We start from the raw sequence: 17,138 nt of genomic DNA on the forward strand, positions 1-17,138 counted from the left end.
TCGCTACCCCGGTAGCAGCAGCACCGCGGTCGGCACCGCGACCAGCGCGACGGCCAGGGCCCGCACCAGCAACCGAAGCGGTGTCGCCAGTGGCGCCGGAGGCGCCGCGATCCGCCCGATCCGCGCGTCGAGCGCGGTGGTGAACGAGCTCAGTGCGGCGGCCGGCGCCGATCCACCGACCGCTCGCAGCGCCCCCGCCAGCTCGTGCGGTTCCGCCCGAGCCGTCGCGACGTCGTCGGCCCGCATCTCGATCAACGCGGCCACCGCGAGCTGCGCGGTCACCATTCCGCGGACGAACGGGGCGGTCGCCCCCCACGCCACGAACGGCAGCACCACGAGATCGTGGCGCTCTCGCAGATGCGCCTGCTCGTGCGCGAGTACCGCCCGTACCCCGTCGGGTTCGAGCACCTCCAGCACGCCTGCGGACACGACGAGCCGGGAGCTGCGCCCGGGCAGGCAGTATGCGACCGGCAGCGGATGCTCGAGCACCCTGGTCCCCGGGGCGTCGGGCCACGGGGTGGCCAGCACGTCGAGCAGGTCGCGGTGGCGACGGCGGGCCTTGAGGGTGCGGAACGTGACCGCGGCCAGCACGACGAACAGGCGCGCGCCGAGCAGGATCGTCGCGGCGAGGGCGAGCAGGCGGCCGGCGTGCAGCTCGGTGGGCAGCCGGCCGGCCACGATGGCGTCGGTCAACCGGGCGAGCCCGGAGGGCAGGGAGTTACCCAGCGGGGCGAGTCCGTAGACCAGGCCGGCGCCGAGCAGCGAGAGCCCGCCGGCCAGGCCGATCGCCTGCCACACCAGGAGCGCCCCCACCGGGTCTCGGGCCGGCCAGCGTGCAGCGGCCAGCGCGCGGCTGATCGGCTCGGCGAGGGCGACTCCCAGAACGAGCAAGGCCAGCGCGGTCAGCTCCATCGATGACGGCACGAAGCCGAGACCTTGTCAATCCAGCAGGTCTCGCAGCGCGGCGCGTTCGTCGGGCGGAATCGAGCCCAGGAACCGGGCGAGCACGGCACCGCGGTCCGGCGCGCCGTCGAGGGCATCGCGCATCAGCTCGGCGACATGGTCCTCGCGGCTGGCCACCGGCCGATAGTGATGCGCCCTGCCGTCCCGAGTGCGGGCGACGAGCGCCTTGCGCTCCAGCCGGCCCAGCACGGTCAGCACGGTCGTCGTGGCCAGCTCGCGTGACCCGAGCCCGTCCTGCACCTCGCGGGCGGTCAACGGTGTGGGGGCAGCCCACAGAACGTCCATCACAGCGCGTTCCAACTCACCCAGGCTCGGCACAGTAGGCATTCTACCCCGAGTAGAAGGCCCGAGGTTGTGTTCACCTAACCTGAACTTCGTCGCCGATCTGGAGGTAGTCGAACCAAGCCTGCGCATCGCCATGCATCAGCTTGACACATCCCGCGGATGGCGTGTCCTGGCGGCCCTCGTGGAAGGCGATACCGCCCGGCGCGAAGAACACCGAGTACGGCATCTGGGTCAGGTACTCGCGGCTGGTGTACTGCTCGGCCTTCCACTGCACCGCATACGTGCCCGTCGGCGTCGGGTCCTCGTGGCCGCCGGTCTGGACCCGGACCGGCCCGCGTACGACCCGACCGTCGCCGAGCAACCAGGCCACGCGACCGACGACGTCGACGCAGGAGCGCGCGGTCGGCGTGCACGGGGTCCCCGGCACCAGATCGGGGCCGGCCGGCTGTGGTGTCGGGTCAGCGGCCGGACCGGCAGCGGCCGGACCGGCAGCGGCGGGGGCGGCGGCGTGCCGGGCGGACGGGGGGCCCGGCACCAGCGTCGGCAGCCCGGCCCCGCCGAGCTCCGGCAGCAGCGGGACGGGCTGCGCGGCGCCGGCACCGACCAGCACCGAGACGCCCACCGCGGCCGCGCCCGCCACCACCGCGACCCGCGCCGCGACCGGACGCCGCCGTCCCGGCCGCCACCTGTGCACGCCCATCCACACCCTCCGCGTCGCCTCGGCCTGCCCACGACCTCGAAACAATATGGTGAGCGACCGATCACGCTCTGTGCGCCCTCCGGGCGAACGGGCCGAGCGAGGCGTCCACGCCGCGACGCACCGGCGGCGCTCGGGCCTACGCTGGCCGTCGTGGCGGCGAGCGCGGAGCGGCTGCGGTTGGGAACCTCCTCCGGGCGCTGGGTGCTGCTGGCCACCGTGCTCGGGTCGAGCCTCGCGATGCTCGACTCGACGGTGGTCACGGTCGCCCTGCAGCGCATCGGCCGCGACCTCGGCGGGGGGTTCACCGGCCTGCAGTGGACGGTGAACGCCTATGCGCTCACCCTTGCCGCGCTGATCCTGCTCGGGGGGTCGCTCGGCGACCGCTTCGGCCGTCGCCGAGTGTTCGTGATCGGGGTGCTGTGGTTCGCGCTCGCGTCGCTGGCCTGCGGCATCGCCCCGAGCATCGAGACGCTGGTGGCGGCACGGGCGCTGCAGGGTGTCGGGGGCGCGCTGCTCACCCCCGGCAGCCTCGCGATCATCTCCGCGTCCTTTCGGCGCGACGACCGGGCCGCGGCCATCGGCGCCTGGTCGGGGCTGGGTGGGATCGGTGCGGCGATCGGGCCGTTCCTGGGTGGGTGGCTCGTCGAGTGGAGCTGGCGGCTGGTGTTCCTGATCAACCTGCCGTTGGCCGCGGTGGTCGTCGCGGTGGCGCTGCGGCACGTCCCCGAGACCCGCGATCCGCAGGCGGTCCCGGGCCTGGATCTGTCCGGTACCGCGCTCGCGGTGCTCGGGCTCGCCGCTCTCACCTGGTCGCTCACCGGGATCGGCGGGACCGGGCCGACCCCCGTGCTGCTCGCCGCCCTCGCCGTCGGGCTGCTCGCTCTCGTCGCGTTGGGGCTGGTCGAGCGGCGGTCCCGACATCCGCTGATCCCGACCGCGCTGTTCGCCAATCCGGTGTTCACCGCGGCGAACCTCGTCACCCTGCTGATCTACGGGGCGCTGGGCGTGGTGTTCGTGCTGCTCGTCCTCCAGCTGCAGACCGTCTCCGGCTTCACCCCGCTGCAGGCGGGCACGGCGCTGCTGCCGGTCACCGTGATCATGCTGCTGTTCTCGGCGCGGGTGGGCGCGCTCGCCCAGCGGCTCGGGCCGCGGCTTCCACTGACCGTGGGGTCGTTGGTCGCCGCCGTCGGGCTGCTGCTCATGCGCCGGATCGGACCGGGCTCGACCTGGGTCGCCGATGTGCTGCCCGCCGTCGTGGTGTTCGGGGCCGGGCTCGCGCTGATCGTCGCCCCGCTCACGGCGACGGTGCTCGACGCGGCCGCCGAGCGGCACGCGGGAGCCGCATCCGGGGTCAACAACGCGGTCGCCAGGGCGGCCGGGCTGCTCGCGGTCGCCGTGATCCCGGGGCTGGCCGGAATCGAGGGCGTCGACTACACCGACCCCGTCGCGTTCGACGCGGGGTTCCAGACCGCGATGTCGATCGCGGCGGCCCTGCTCGTCGGTGCGGCCGTGATCGCCTTCGCGCTGCTGGGGGTCTCGTTGGGTGGCGAGGCCCCGGTCCCGCCGCCGTCGACGTCGCCGCCGCAGCGGCTGCCGATCGAACGCTGCGCCCACTGCGGGGTCAGCGCTCCCCAGATGCACCCTGAGGACCGCGACGCGCGGTGAGGGTTCCACCAGCGCCGAGGTCTCGATGACCGGCCCGGCGGCGGGCGGACGGTACGACGCCCGGCGCGCCCGCCGCGGGTGCCCCCTGGGCGGTTGCCGCAGGAGCGATGGAACCGCACCGAGCCCACGCCATCCATCGCGGCGCCCGTCCCGTAACCATGGGTATGCACGCCCTGCCGGAGACGGCGACGACGACCTGGACCGCGATGCTCAGGCTCCGCGTCGCGCGCGGACCCACGTGAGCCGACCGTGCCTGAACCGGCCTGCCAGCGGTGCCGGGCGCTCGCCGCGGAGCTGGCGCTCGGGGTGGTCGACGGGCGCGACCGGGCCGGTGCGCTCGCCCATCTCGAGACGTGCCCGCCGTGCCGCGAGCACGTCGAACGCCTCACCGGGATCGGCGAGGCGATCGCGGCGCTGCCACCTGCCGCCGAACCTCCGCTCGGCTTCGAGGACCGGGTCCTGCAGCGGCTCACGTCGGCCACCGTGGCGCCGCGACCGCGCCGACGAGCACTGCCGCGTCCACCGGTGGCGGCCGCGGCGGTGGCGGCCGCGGCGGTGTTCGTCGCGAGTGGATGGGTCCTGGGCACCACCGCGGCTCCCGCTGCCACCCCCCACGAGACCGGCATGCTGGTCGGTGAGATGACCCAGGACGGTGAGTACGTCGGGCGGGTCTCGGTGCGGCCGGGTCCGCCCTCCTGGGTGCTGCTCTACCTCGATGCCGACACGACCGGGCTGGTGACCTGCTGGCTGGAACGCCGGGACGGAGCCGCCGTCGAGATCGGCCAGTTCTCCCTGACCGGCGACGACGGGTGGTGGGGCTTCTCCGCCCCGGTCGATCGGGCGATGCTGGCCGGTATCCGGGTGACCGCGGCCGACGGCACCCCCGTCGCCCACGCCCACTTCCCCTAGCCCCGCGCGGCACGGTGCCGCCCCGCCGTGGCCGCGGCGACAGCGCCGATGCGGCGCACATAGGCTCGGGCCGTGAGCCAGCTGATCAGCCGGGCAGCACCCCTGCGGATGCGGCCGCGGATCCTCGTGCCGGCCGATCCCACCCTGCCGCGGGACGCCCCGGAGGGCACGCACGCCGTGATCGTCGGGGCCGGCGTGGCCGGGGTGAGCGCCGCGACGATACTGGCCGAGCGGGGCGTGGCCGTCACCCTCCTGGAGGCCAAACCCACCCTCGGCGGGCGGCTCGGCGCATGGCCGCACACCCTGCCCGATGGCACCGAGCAGATCGTCGAGCACGGGTTCCACGCCTTCTTCCGGCACTACTACACCTGGCGCGCGGTGCTGCGCCGAATCGACCCCGCGCTCGGCTTCCTGCGTCCGATCGGCGGCTACCCGGTGATCTCACGGCGGTGGCCGCCGGAGGATCTCACCGGCTTGCCCGTCGCGCCGCCGTTCAACCTGCTCGCACTGTTCGCGCGCTCCCCCAGCCTCACGGTACGTGATCTGCTGGACGCCGACGTCGCGCTCGGCACCGAGCTGCTCGCCGTCGAGCGCCGCCGCACCATACCGGCGTTCGACCACCTCAGCGCCGAGGACTTCCTGGCTCGCCTCGGAGTGTCGGACCGGGCCCGGGCCATGCTGTTCGAGGCGTTCGCCCGATCGTTCTTCTCGGGCGCCGACGGTCTGTCGGCCGCGGAACTGATCACGATGTTCCACTACTACTTCCTCGGCAATCCCGAGGGTCTCGGCTTCGACGCGCCCCGCACCGACCACCTCAGCTGCATCTGGTCGCCGCTGCGCCGCTACCTGCAGGCACGCGGAGCCCAGGTACGGGTGGGCACCGGCCTCGTCCGGCTCATCCCCGAGGGCATGGGGTGGCGGCTCGCGCTCACCGACGGTTCGTACCTGACGACGCGGCACGTCGTTCTCGCGCTCGATCCGGGCGCGCTGCGCGCGGTGCTGGCCGCCTCCCCGGCGGCGGCCCGGACGGCACCCCGGCTGGCCGCGCAGGCCGCGGCGCTGCGGGTGGCCCCGCCCTACGCGGTCACCCGGTTGTGGCTGGGCCGCGACGTGGCGGCGCAACGGGCGACGTTCAGCGCGGTGAGCCGGGAGCCGACCCTCGACTCGATCACCGTGTACTCGCGTCTGGAGCGAGCCTCGGCCCAGTGGGCAGCCCGCACCGGCGGCTCGATCGTGGAGTTGCACTCGTACTCCTGCGATGCACCCGACGCCGAGACGGCCACGGCGCGGATGCGCGCCGAGCTCGCCGCGCTGTGGCCGGAGACCGCGCGGGCGCCGCTGGTGCACCTGCAGCAGCGGCTGGAGGCCGTCGCACCGGCGTTCCCGCCGGGCTCGGCGGGAACGCGACCCGGCGTGCGCACCGACGCCCGCGGGGTCCGCGTCGCCGGCGACTTCGTCGAGCTCCCGTTCGTCTGCGGGTTGATGGAGCGTGCGGCGGCGTCCGGGGTGCTGGCGGCCAACGACGTGCTCGCCGAGGTCGGGGCCCGTCCCGAGGAGGTGCGTGGCGTCCCGCAGCGCGGTCTGCTGGCCGGGCTGTCCCCCCGCGTCGTCGCCGCGCTGGGCAGGCGTGGTCGCCGCGCGCGGACCGACGCCCACGTGGCTCGCCCGGCCCCCTGAGAGGATGCCGACCGTGGAAGATCAGCAAGCCGGGTCCGCGCCGGCGCCGTCGCCCGCCACGGTCCGCAGATGGCGCCGCCTGCTGGCGGACGAGCGCGAGGAGGCCCGGATCTACCGCAAGCTGGCCTCCCGGCGCAGCGGTGAGGAGCGGGAGATCCTGCTCGGGCTCGCCGAGGCCGAGGAACGCCACGCCGCGCACTGGGAGCGGCTACTCGGCGAGCGGGCGGGGCCGCCCCGGCGAGGCTCGCTGCGGCTGCGGCTGCTGGCCGGGCTGGCCCGCTGGTTCGGCTGGGTGTTCGTGCTGGCGTTGGTCCAGCTGGCCGAGACCCGGCTCTATCAGCCCGACGCCGATGCCCTGCCGGCGATGGCGGCCGACGAGCGGATTCACGGTGAGGTGGTGCGCGGGCTGGCCGCACGTGGCCGGGCCCGGATGTCCGGGACGCTTCGGGCGGCCGTCTTCGGGGCCAGCGACGGGCTGGTGAGCAACGTCGCGTTGGTCCTCGGCGTGATCGGGGGCGGCGCCAGCGGCCGGACCGTGGTGCTCACCGGGTTGGCCGGGCTGCTCGCCGGGGCGCTGTCGATGGCGGCCGGGGAGTACGTCTCGGTCACCTCGCAGCGTGAGCTCCTTGCCGCGTCGCAGCCGGACGAGACGGCGAAGGCGCTGGTCCCGGTCCTGGACGTCGACGCCAACGAGCTGGCACTGGTGTACCGGGCCCGCGGGATGGCCGCCGAGGAGGCCGCGCAGCACGCGGATGCGGTGTTGCATCGCCCGCAGATCGCCTCGGTCTCCGCGGAGAGCGGAACCGACGGCAGCGAGGTCGTCGGATCGGGGCTGCGCGCGGCGGCGTCCAGTTTCCTGTTCTTCGCGGCGGGTGCCGTGGTACCGGTGCTGCCGTTCCTGCTCGGGATGACCGGTGGCGCCGCCGTGCTCGTGGCGGCGGGACTGACCGGGACCGCGCTGATGCTCACCGGCGGGACGGTCGCCCTGCTGTCCGGGGGACCACCGCTGCGACGGGCCCTGCGGCAGCTCGCGATCGGGACCGCGGCAGCGGCGGTCACCTATCTGTTGGGGCTGGGGCTCGGCGCGGGCGTCGGCTGACGGACCGGGCGGCCGGTGGTGCCGCCCTCACCGGCGGGCGGGCACGCTGCGCGCCTGCGGTGGAACCCGGGTCAACGCCCAGATACCGATCGAGGTGAGCAGCACCCCGCCCACCCCCAGCGTGAGCCGTAGCGGGGTGAGCCCGATCGGCTCCCCGAGCAGCACGACACCGATGAGCACCGCGACGAGCGGATCGACCAGGGTCACCGTCGCCAGCGGCGCCCCGAGCCCACCATCGCGGTAGGCGAGCTGCGCCAGTCCCAGCCCGGCTGCGGCCCCCACGGTCGCCATCACCCCGGCGACCAGCATCGATCCCGCGCCGGTGATGGCGGTTCGGGCCATCCCGGAGGCGAACCCGTAGCAGGTCGCGGCCGCGGCGGCGCGCACCACCAAGCCCCCGGACCCGCGCAGCCGGCCACCGATGACCACCAGGACGACGACGAGCGCGGTGACGACGGTTCCGGCGGCCACGAGCGTCGCCGGTGTCAGGCGAAGCAGCGGCGCGCGGTGTGGGGTCACCGAGAGGACCGCCGCCAGCCCCAGCACGACCGCGGCCGCGGCCCGCCATTCCCCGGGCGTCACCACCCGCCCGGCCAGCCGGGCTCCCAGCGGCAGCGCGAACACGAGGGTCAACACCCCCAGCGGCTGCACGATGGTCAGCGGCCCGAGCGCCAACGCCCCGACGTGCAGCAGCGCGCCGCCCACCGTCGCGGCGACCGCGAGCAACCACCGTGGCTCCCGGGCCAGCCGCAGCACCAGCAGCACCCCACCCGCCGTCTGCCGGGAGGCCGTGCGCTGCTGCAGCACCGCCGAGGTCGCGTAGCAGAGCACCGAGGTCAACGCGACGAGGACCGCCAGGACGAGAGTGTGGCTGTGCCCGGACACCCGGTCATCGTCGCGCAGTGCCGGGGCGACGACGACGGCCCACCCGTCGGCTGCGCCGCGGGTGCCGGGTCCGCCACCCGGGTGCCGCTGGGCCTACCCCGTCGCCTCGGCCGCGGCGCCGGACCGGGTGGCCTGCTGGTTCGGTACCCGGCCGCGGCCGTCCACGGCGTAGGTCGTGGCGGCGCCCCGCAGCACCGCACGCAGATTGCGCCGGTTCCAGACCGGGTTGGCCGCGTACTCCCGCGACTTGGCGATCGTCGTGCTGACGTGCTGCAACCAGCCCAGCAGGGCCATCGTGGCCGGGTCGAGCGGCTCACCGCCGAGCGTGCGCTGCGCGCGGGCGAGCAGATGGGCACCCGGCGGCAGCGGCTCCTGCAGCCAGCGCAGCACCATCGGGCCCAGCTCCTCCCCGTCGGCGATCACGTGCGACAGCTGAAGGAAGATCATCACGTCGAGGACCGGGAAGCCGCGCTCGTCCGCCTCACACCAGTCCACGACGGCGCAGACCCGCCCGTCGGGTCGGGTCAGCACGTTGACCGGGCCATAGTCGCCGTGCATCCACCCGACGGGCAGGCGACGCCCACGCATCCGCCGGTCGAGTCCGTCGGCGAGTCGGCGGGCCTGGCTGCGCAGGTTCCGGGGCACCGCGTCGATCACGACGGCCATCGGGTCGTGCACCCAGCGGCGAAGCTCGTCGTCACCCGCCACGACCGTGGTCGACGTGCATCGGTGCAGCTCGCTGATCGTGCTGATCGCGCTGGCGGTGAGCAGCCGTCGCCGGGCGGGGTCGTGCAACGCGAGCGTGCCCGCCTCCCCCGGCATCCGCGACTCCATGACGCAGTAGCTGCCCCCGACATCGCCCGCGCCGAGAATCGTGGGAATCAGGACGGTCCAGTGCGCGATCCGCGCATCGCCGTGCAGCGCGCTGAGCACCTCGGTCTGGCGGCGGAGCCCGGTCGTGCTCCGGACCGTGTCGCAGGCCTTGAGCAGGGCGCCCGGCCCGTCCTCCGGCCGCACGCTGACCACGACCGACTCGGAGCCGCCGGACAGGCGCTCGCGCACCACCCAGCGGTCCGGGTGCTCGACCCCCGCGGTGAGCACCGCATCCGGGCCGACCCGGCGCAGCAACGCCGCACTGCGCAGGGCGTCGACGCGGGTGGCCAGCAGCGGCGGCAGCCAGGGGGCGGTCACGGTGAGGATGACCGCACTCATCACGGACTGCCCGAGCAGCCAGGCGAGCGCGACCCCGGTGATGCCCAGGTAGGGCATGAGCACCCACGACAGCACGATCACGATCATCGAGATGGTCGCCGGGACCCCGAACAACACGCCCATCCGCTGGCGCACCCGCGCCGAGCTCACCGTGGCGGCGGTGATGACGTTGGGGACCGCCGAGAGCGCGATCAGCACCAGCGCGCCCGTGCCGGACTCGACATAGTGCGACCCGAAGATCGACAAGACCAGGGGGCTGGCGAGCACCAGAACCGCCACGACCGGGACGATCAGCGTCAACGCCTTGGTGATCATGGCTTTGCGGGCCGCCTCGAGCCCGCCGGGATCGGCGGCGCTGTGCGCCACCATCGACTGCCCCATCCCCGAGGCGACCAGGTACAGGGCCATCCCGATCTGCCAGACGATCCCGTATGTCGCCGCCGCCTCGGCGCCGAGCCGGGCGAGTACGAGAACCGGCAACCCCATGATCGCGGCCTGCCAGAACACCGCCCCCGCGTAGTCGGCCCGCAGATAGGTCGCGATGGAGCCGAGAGTGATCGGGACGGCCTTGTCGGCGTTCGTGCGGCCGTGCGCCGGCAAGGCCCGCGCCAGCAGCCAGACGGTCACTCCGAGGACGACGATGGCCGTGGCCGCGACCCAGGAGACCGCGATGCCGCCCTGCACCGTGAACCAGGCGGCCACCGCCAGCAGGCCGACCTTCAGCACGGCGAACACCAGGTTCTCCAGCGGGACGAGCCGCGCCTTCCGGATGCCGGTCAGGACGTAGTCCTGAACCGTGAAGATCGCCCACACCGGCGTCGCGAGCATGAAGAACGCGAGCAGGCCCAGCTGGCCGACCGCGGCCAGGAGCTGTGGCGCCCAGATGCGGGCGCCGAGGGCGAACACTCCACCGACCAGTGAGGCGACCACCACGGTGACGAGATAGCCGGCGATGACGAGCCGTCGCGTGGCCGCGCCCGCGACCGGGACGAACCGCAGCAACGCGTAGGTCAGGTTGAGGTGCGCGACACCGCCGAGCATCATCATCGTCGACAGCGCGACCTGGTTGACGCCGACCACATCCGGCGGGAACAACCGCGCGACGACGACCCAATAGATCAGCCCGATACCGGAACTGAGCGCGGAACTGAGCACCAGAGCGAGCCCGTCTCGATGCACCGGGGTCCGCCAGCCGCGTAGCCAGGAGAACCGGCTCCGCGGACCGGAATCCGCGATCGGTGGTCCCGGGACCGGAGTCGTCTCGCCCACCTGCACGAGCGGACCCTAGCAATGTCATGTCGCCCAACGGCCGGAGATGTCCGAAGTACGGCGGGACAGCGACCTATTCAGGTCGATCATGACGAAATGGGTCGATTGCGAGGAATCGGTCCTCGCGTATCGAAATCGGCGGCACGGTCCGGCTTTCCAGCGTCAACGCGTCGAGATAGACGGGCCGGACCGGCAGCGCATCCAGCCTGGTGCGCATCGCCGCCACCGGGTCCGGCCACGGCCTCGCGCAGCCGAACAGAAACGACCATTCGTGCTCGTCGCTGCCCAGATACACCACGCCGTTCGCACCGAAGACGTCATGGAAGCGCCGCCAGGCCGCCCGAAGCGTCTCCGATCGCCACAGCGCCGGGTTGCCCGCCTGGGACACCAGCACACCACCGGGGGCCAGCCGGTCCTTGCAGCGACCCAGGAAATCGGCCGCATAGAGCCGGTTGAGCTGTGCCGCCGGCTCCCCGGGACGTTCGTCGGGCAGATCCACGACGATGATGTCGTAACGGTCGCCCGTGCGTTCCACCCACTGCCGCCCATCGCCGTAGTGCAGGTGCACCGGGCCCTCGTGCCGCTCCGCGGCCGCCAGCGCGTCCGGGGTGTATCCGTAGGGCAGGTGCTGCGCGCACGCCCGCACACAGTCCGGATCGATGTCGACGTGGTCGACGCGGTGGGCGCCCGACCCGACCGCGAGCTCGCTCACCACGCCTTCGCTCGACCCGATCACGAGCACCCGCGCGCACCGCTCGGCGAGCAGGACCGCGGGAACGAACAGCGCCTCGTGATAGGCCAACTGCGTCGCCGCGGCGCTTTGCCGCTCGTCGTCACAGAACAGCGTGACGCCGTGCGCGGTGTCGGCGATGAGTACCCGCTGGTAGGGCGTCGTGGCGCGGTAGCGCACCCGCCCGAGGTCCCAGCGCCGCACGAGGCCGGGGCCGATCGGTTCGGTGACCGTGCGCGCCCCGCCGCCGCGGGCGACGACCTCGAGCCGGGTACCGGTGGCGCCGAGCGCCTCGGCCAGCAGCCGAACCGCGAGCGCGGGGTCGGCGTGCGCGCCGCAGGTGAACACATCGACGTGGGCGGCGCCGTGCTCGGGCCAGGTGTGCACCGAGGCGTGCGACTCGGCCAGCAGCGCCAGCAGCGTCGCGCCCTGCGGGGCGAACTTCTCGGCGACGACCGTGCGGACCGTGGCCCCGGCGGCGACCAACGTCTCGGTCAGGGCCCGGCGCAGCGTCTCGACGTCGTCGAGGACGGCCGGGTCGACACCGGTCAGCTCGGCGAGCACGTGCCGTCCAACAGGGAGCGGGGGCATTCCGGACACGTGCTGGCACCCTACCCCTGTGAGTGCGTAACAGTGTTAGAACACTGTTACGCACTCACAGGGTCAGATGACGTGCACCGACAGGGGCGGGAACCCGTTGAACCCCACCGAGGCGTAGGAGGCGGTGTAGGCGCCCGCGCAGAGCAGGTCGAGGTGGTCCCCCGCACCCAGCGTCAGCGGCAGCGCACACGGTGTGCGCCGGTAGAGCACGTCGTCGCCGTCGCAGGTCGGGCCGGCCAGCACCACCGGACCGCACGGACCGGACCGTCCCGGCACTCGCAACGGATAGTCGATCGCCTCCCCCTCGGTCTCGGCCAGACCCTGATAGCGGCCCGCGTCGAGATAGACCCAGCGCCGGTGGTCCACCCCCGGACGACGCGACACCCGCAGCACCCGGGTCCGCAACACCCCCGCCTCGGCGACGAGCGCCCGCCCCGGCTCCAGCACGAGCTCCACCCCCTCGACGACGCCGGCGCCGACCGCCTCGGCCACCGCGTCGGCCACGGCACGGCCGAACTCCGCGGGCGCACGGACCGTGCTGCGATACGGCACCGGCAGCCCACCGCCGATATCGAGCACCGGGCGGCGCAGCCCCGCCGCGGCTGCCACCCGCAGCGCGGTCCGCACCGCACGGACGTAGGCTGCGGGCCGGACCTGCTGAGACCCGGCGTGGAACGTCACCCCCGCGGCGTGCAGGCCCGCGGACCCGGCCCGGCGCAGCAGCGCCACGGCCTCGCCCGGCAACGCGCCGAACTTGCCGAAGAACCGGGTGGCGGAGCCCGCGTCCGAGACCAGCACCCGGACCAGCACCGAGGCACCCGGCGCGTGCCGCGCGAGATCGGCGAGATCCTCGCGGCTGTCGGTGACGAAGCGGCGGATCCCGGCCGCGTGCGCCGCCGCGGTCGTTGCCGGAGCGCGCACCGGGTTGCCCAGACAGAGGGTTGCCGGGTCCGCGCCCGCGTCGAGGCACAGCCTGATCTCCGGCAGGCTCGCGACGTCGAACCCGGCGCCGAGCGCGACGAGCGTCCGCAGCACCTCGGGTTCGGGGCAGGCCTTGACCGCGTACAGCACCCGCGCGCCCGGGAACGCGGCGGTGAGCGTCACGTACCGGGCCGCGATGACCTCCGGATCGAGCACCAGATACGGGGTCGGCCGGTCGAGGTCGGCGAGGAACGCCGCGAGTCCCGTCGAGACCGCAGCCGGGGCGAGGGCCATACGGCCAAGTGTCGCGGTCGCCTGCCGGCACCGTCCGTCGGCACCGGTGGGCCGCCGGGTGCGAGGTGCGTCACGGCGCGCCGGTCACCAAGGGCCACAAGCCGTCCCCGCCGACGGCGAGCGCCCGGGACCCGAGCTCGTCACTCCACCACGCCTCGCTGCCATCCTCGTCGCGCCAGGCCCACAGCCGCGTCGTCGCCAGCCGCAGCGCATGTTCGCGGGTGAACCCGATCGCCCCGTGCACCTGGTGCGCGATCCGCGCGACGACCCCGGCCGCCTCGCCGGCCCGCACCTTCGCCGCGGCGACGGCGAACGCGGTGCTGTCCGCCCCGAACCCGTCGGTGGCCGCGGTGCGGGCCGCGGCGTCCGTGGCCGCCCCGACCGCGGCCACCTCGGCGGCCGCCAGCGCGAGCTGCTGCTGGATCACCTGGAACCGGCCGATCGGCCGCCCGAACTGGACCCGCTGCCCCGCGTACCGCACCGACTCGGCCAGCGCCGCACGGGCCGCCCCGGCCAGCAGCAGCGCCCGGCCGAGCGCGGCGCGCTGCCGGAACCGGGCCGCCGTCCCCGCCGGGGTCGTGGCGACCGTGCCCGCATCCAGCGTCACCTCGGCGAGGGTCACGGTGTCGCGGGGCTCCTCCGCGACGTTGCTCCCCTCGGTGATCTCCACCGCCGAGGGGGCCAGCACCAGCACGTGGTTCGCGGCCAGCACCACGATCGCGGCAGCGGCCCGAGCCCACGGCACCCGCGGCAGGGCCCCGGACACGGTGACTCGGTCACCGGCCGAGGTGACGGTGAGATCGCCGGCGACCGCGGCGAGCGGCCCGGCCGGAACCTCCAGCCCGGCGGCGTGCGCCAGCCAGCCGGCCAGCAGATCGGTCTCGACCAGCGGCACCCGGGCCGCGTGGGCACCGGCCGACTCGAGCACGATCGCCAGGTCGGTCAGCGAGCCGTCGCTGCCGCCCACGGCCTGCGGCAGGGTCAACCGCGCCAACCCCGCCTGCTCCAGGGTCTGCCACAGCTCGGCGTCGAACCCGGTCGCCGCGCCGGACGCGCCCGCCCGGGCGTCCGCGAAGATCGTCTCCGCGAGGTCACGCAGCTCGAGCTGATGATCGCTGCGCACGTTCGGTTCGCTACTCATCGCAGCCCCAGACCCCGCGCCACGATTCCCCGCAGCACCTCGCTCGTCCCGCCGCGCAGCGTGAAACCCGGTGCATGCAGCACCGCGTCCGCCAGCAGCCGCGGGAACCCCTGCTCGGCGTCCGGATCCGGCGGGATCGACACCAGCAGCCGTGCGGCGTCGATCACCTCGTTCTCGTACCGGGTGCCCAGGTCCTTCACCAGGGCGGCCGCCAGCTCCGGCGCCTGCCCGGACTCCAGCGACCCCGCCACCGCCAGCGACATCCGGCGCAGCGCCCACAACCGGGCCACCAACGCGCCCAGCAGCTGCCGGCGGCCCGCGTCCGGCTCGGTTCCCGCGAGCTCCCCCACCAGGGCGACGAGCAGCGGAAACGTCGACAGGAACCGTTCCGGGCCGGACCGCTCGAACGCCAGCTCGCTGGTCACCTGATGCCAGCCCGCACCGATCTCGCCCAACACCATCGCGTCCGGCACGAAGACCTGGTCGAAGACCACCTCGTTGAAGTGGTGGGCCCCGGTGAGCAGCGGGATGGGGCGGATCGTCACCCCGGGGGCGGTGAGCTCGACGATGAACTGGGACAGCCCGGCATGCCGGTTCGTCTCGTCCCGTGGCGACGTGCGGACCAGCGCGAAGAAGGCATGCGCGCGATGCGCGCCGGAGGTCCACACCTTCGTGCCGGTCAACGACCAGCCCCCGTCGACCCGGTCGGCGCGGGTCCGCACCGACGCGAGGTCCGATCCCGCATCGGGCTCGGACATGCCGATTCCGAAGTAGACCTCGCCGCGGGCGATACCCGGCAGGAACCGCTGCCGCTGCTGCTCGGTACCGAATCGCAGCAGCGACGGCCCGATCTGCCGGTCGGCCACCCAATGCGCCGCCACCGGGGCTCCGGCGGCGAGCAGTTCCTCGGTGACCACGTACCGCTCCAGCGCGGTGCGGCCGTGCCCTCCGTACTCGGTGGGGATCGTCATACCCAGCCAGCCTCGTTTGGCCAGCTCCTTGGAGAAACGCTCGTCCCAGCCGGAGAGCCAGACGTCCGCGCGTGGGTGCCAGGCACCCGCCGCTCGTTCCCCGGCCAGGAACGCCCGAACCTCCGCGCGCAGCGCGGCCGCCTGTTCGGGCAGCTCGATCGGCGGGGGCACCAGGGTGGGCAGCCTCGGCAGCGTGTCGGTCACGGCCCCATTCTCGCCTCCCGCCCGCACCGCCGGTCGGCTGCGACCCACCCGCGGATCGGGGGCTGCACGCGATCGGCTGCGGTGGCAGCATCGCGACCATGACTGATTGCGACCGTGAGCAGGCCGTCCTCGACGACGTTCCGAAGGACCTGCTGATCGGTGGCCGCTGGCGGGCGGCGGCGTCGGGCAGGACCGTGCCGGTCGAGGATCCGGCGACCGGCAAGGCGCTCTGCGAGGTCGCCGACGCCGGACCCGAGGACGGCATGGACGCCCTCGCGGCCGCCGCCGCGGCCCAGGACGGCTTCGCCGCGATGCCCCCGCGCGAGCGCGGCGAGATCCTCCGCCGGGCCTACGAGATGATCACCGAGCGGGTCGACGACCTCGCGCTGCTGATGACGTGCGAGATGGGCAAGCCGCTCGCCGAGTCCCGCGCCGAGATCACCTACGCCGCCGAGTTCTTCCGCTGGTTCGCCGAGGAGGCGGTCCGGATCGACGGGGGCTACGCCGTCTCGCCCAACGGCGCGAACCGGTTCCTGCTCATGAAGCAGCCGGTGGGCGTGTGTCTGTTGATCACCCCGTGGAACTTTCCGCTGGCGATGGGCACCCGCAAGATCGGGCCGGCGGTCGCGGCCGGGTGCGCGATGGTGATCAAGCCGGCCACCCAGACCCCGCTGTCGATGCTGGCGCTGGGTGCCATCCTGGCCGAGGCCGGGCTGCCCGACGGCGTCCTCAACATCATCACCACCAGCGACGCGGGCGGGGTGATGGAGCCGCTGATCCGCGACGGCCGGGCCCGCAAGCTGTCGTTCACCGGGTCGACCGCGGTGGGCCGCAAGCTGCTCGAGCAGGCCGCGGACAAGGTGCTGCGGACCTCGATGGAGCTCGGTGGCAATGCGTCGTTCCTGGTGTTCGACGACGCCGACCTCGACGCGGCGGTCGACGGCGCGATGCTCGCCAAGATGCGCAACATGGGTGAGGCCTGCACGGCGGCCAACCGGTTCCTGGTGCAGCGCCCGGTGGCCGAGGCGTTCGCGACGAAGCTCGCCGAGCGAATGGGCGCGCTGCAGGTCGGGCGCGGCACCGAGGACGGTGTGCAGGTCGGCCCGCTCATCGACGCCGCGGGGCTGGCGAAGGTCGTCGAGCTGGTCTCCGACGCGGTCGCGCATGGGGCCGGCGTGCGGATCGGCGGGGAGCCGCTCGGCGGGCCGGGGCACTTCTACCGGCCCACCGTGCTCACCGACGTGCCCCGGCAGTCGCGGCTCAACACCGAGGAGATCTTCGGCCCGGTTGCGCCGATCAGTGTGTTCGACGACGAGGCCGAGGCGCTCGCGGCGGCCAACGCCACGGAGTTCGGACTGGTCAACTACGTGTTCACCGACGACGTCAACCGGGCGCTGCGGGTCTGCGAGGGGCTGGACAGCGGCATGGTGGGACTGAACACCGGTCTGGTGTCCAACCCCGCCGCACCGTTCGGCGGGGTCAAACAGTCGGGCCTCGGGCGTGAGGGCGGATCGGTCGGGATCGAGGAGTTCCTCGAGCTCAAGTACGTGGCCGTGGGCCTCCGGGGCTGACCGGCTCCAGACGCCGGGCGCGCGGTCAGCCGGGTCCCGGGG

Annotated in this window: 14 protein-coding genes; 5 read left to right on the forward strand and 9 right to left on the reverse strand. The window is 74.0% G+C overall.

The window, feature by feature from the left end:
• Positions 1-3: 3 nt before the first annotated feature.
• The 3 genes from ACFQE5_RS11090 to ACFQE5_RS11100 are packed head-to-tail and all read right to left on the reverse strand — an operon-like array spanning position 4 to position 1,948.
• Positions 4-924 carry a M56 family metallopeptidase gene (locus ACFQE5_RS11090; RefSeq protein WP_379584777.1) on the reverse strand — a complete coding sequence of 307 codons (921 nt, stop codon included), beginning with the start codon at positions 922-924 and terminating at the stop codon, positions 4-6.
• 15 nt (positions 925-939) lie between these two features.
• Positions 940-1,281 carry a BlaI/MecI/CopY family transcriptional regulator gene (locus ACFQE5_RS11095; RefSeq protein ID WP_379584778.1) on the reverse strand — a complete coding sequence of 114 codons (342 nt, stop codon included), beginning with the start codon at positions 1,279-1,281 and terminating at the stop codon, positions 940-942.
• A gap of 40 nt (positions 1,282-1,321) precedes the next feature.
• On the reverse strand, positions 1,322-1,948 hold the full coding sequence (locus ACFQE5_RS11100) for a L,D-transpeptidase (RefSeq protein ID WP_379584779.1): 627 nt from the start codon (positions 1,946-1,948) through the stop codon (positions 1,322-1,324).
• 150 nt (positions 1,949-2,098) lie between these two features.
• Here ACFQE5_RS11100 and ACFQE5_RS11105 point away from each other — a divergent pair, with 150 nt between their 5' ends.
• The 4 genes from ACFQE5_RS11105 (at position 2,099) to ACFQE5_RS11120 (ending at position 7,298) form a co-directional block, all read left to right on the forward strand.
• Positions 2,099-3,613 carry an MFS transporter gene (locus ACFQE5_RS11105; RefSeq protein WP_379584780.1) on the forward strand — a complete coding sequence of 505 codons (1,515 nt, stop codon included), beginning with the start codon at positions 2,099-2,101 and terminating at the stop codon, positions 3,611-3,613.
• 249 nt (positions 3,614-3,862) lie between these two features.
• Positions 3,863-4,522 carry a zf-HC2 domain-containing protein gene (locus tag ACFQE5_RS11110; RefSeq protein WP_379584781.1) on the forward strand — a complete coding sequence of 220 codons (660 nt, stop codon included), beginning with the start codon at positions 3,863-3,865 and terminating at the stop codon, positions 4,520-4,522.
• A gap of 72 nt (positions 4,523-4,594) precedes the next feature.
• Positions 4,595-6,199: an FAD-dependent oxidoreductase gene (locus ACFQE5_RS11115; protein ID WP_379584782.1), complete on the forward strand. Its 1,605-nt coding sequence runs from the start codon at positions 4,595-4,597 to the stop codon at positions 6,197-6,199.
• 4 nt (positions 6,200-6,203) lie between these two features.
• Entirely contained in the window at positions 6,204-7,298 is a 1,095-nt protein-coding gene (locus ACFQE5_RS11120; RefSeq protein WP_379584783.1) for a VIT1/CCC1 transporter family protein, read from the forward strand.
• Between the two features lie 27 nt (positions 7,299-7,325).
• Here the strand turns inward: ACFQE5_RS11120 and ACFQE5_RS11125 are convergent, their stop codons facing one another.
• The 6 genes from ACFQE5_RS11125 to ACFQE5_RS11150 form a co-directional block, all read right to left on the reverse strand.
• Positions 7,326-8,183: a DMT family transporter gene (locus ACFQE5_RS11125; RefSeq protein WP_379584784.1), complete on the reverse strand. Its 858-nt coding sequence runs from the start codon at positions 8,181-8,183 to the stop codon at positions 7,326-7,328.
• A gap of 93 nt (positions 8,184-8,276) precedes the next feature.
• Positions 8,277-10,670 (reverse strand): phosphotransferase, encoded by a 2,394-nt coding sequence (locus ACFQE5_RS11130; RefSeq protein WP_379584785.1) that lies wholly within the window; start codon positions 10,668-10,670, stop codon positions 8,277-8,279.
• A 67-nt stretch (positions 10,671-10,737) separates the two neighbouring features.
• Complete coding sequence (gene speD, locus ACFQE5_RS11135) at positions 10,738-11,985, reverse strand: adenosylmethionine decarboxylase (RefSeq protein ID WP_379585060.1); 1,248 nt, start codon at positions 11,983-11,985, stop codon at positions 10,738-10,740.
• A 72-nt stretch (positions 11,986-12,057) separates the two neighbouring features.
• Positions 12,058-13,209, reverse strand: coding sequence for a type III PLP-dependent enzyme (locus ACFQE5_RS11140; RefSeq protein ID WP_379584786.1), 1,152 nt, complete (start codon positions 13,207-13,209; stop codon positions 12,058-12,060).
• A gap of 70 nt (positions 13,210-13,279) precedes the next feature.
• A complete protein-coding gene (locus ACFQE5_RS11145; RefSeq protein WP_379584787.1) occupies positions 13,280-14,350 on the reverse strand; it encodes an acyl-CoA dehydrogenase family protein in 1,071 nt (356 codons plus the stop codon).
• Positions 14,347-15,525, reverse strand: coding sequence for an acyl-CoA dehydrogenase family protein (locus ACFQE5_RS11150; RefSeq protein WP_379584788.1), 1,179 nt, complete (start codon positions 15,523-15,525; stop codon positions 14,347-14,349). Before ACFQE5_RS11150 ends, ACFQE5_RS11145 begins: the two co-directional genes overlap by 4 nt.
• 98 nt (positions 15,526-15,623) lie before the next feature.
• Here ACFQE5_RS11150 and ACFQE5_RS11155 point away from each other — a divergent pair, with 98 nt between their 5' ends.
• Entirely contained in the window at positions 15,624-17,096 is a 1,473-nt protein-coding gene (locus ACFQE5_RS11155; RefSeq protein WP_379584789.1) for an NAD-dependent succinate-semialdehyde dehydrogenase, read from the forward strand.
• Positions 17,097-17,138 lie beyond the last annotated feature (42 nt).

This window comes from Pseudonocardia hispaniensis (assembly GCF_042658695.1).
In the GTDB taxonomy this organism is placed as follows: Bacteria; Actinomycetota; Actinomycetes; order Mycobacteriales; family Pseudonocardiaceae; genus Pseudonocardia; species Pseudonocardia hispaniensis.

Bases quoted from the DNA above. Each gene is read 5' to 3' on its own strand.
- speD (WP_379585060.1), bottom strand. From the start codon at position 11,985: ATGCCCCCGCTCCCTGTTGGACGGCACGTGCTCGCCGAGCTGACCGGT.
- ACFQE5_RS11100 (WP_379584779.1), bottom strand. From the start codon at position 1,948: ATGGGCGTGCACAGGTGGCGGCCGGGACGGCGGCGTCCGGTCGCGGCG.
- ACFQE5_RS11140 (WP_379584786.1), bottom strand. From the start codon at position 13,209: ATGGCCCTCGCCCCGGCTGCGGTCTCGACGGGACTCGCGGCGTTCCTC.
- ACFQE5_RS11155 (WP_379584789.1), top strand. From the start codon at position 15,624: ATGACTGATTGCGACCGTGAGCAGGCCGTCCTCGACGACGTTCCGAAG.
- ACFQE5_RS11145 (WP_379584787.1), bottom strand. From the start codon at position 14,350: ATGAGTAGCGAACCGAACGTGCGCAGCGATCATCAGCTCGAGCTGCGT.
- ACFQE5_RS11120 (WP_379584783.1), top strand. From the start codon at position 6,204: ATGCCGACCGTGGAAGATCAGCAAGCCGGGTCCGCGCCGGCGCCGTCG.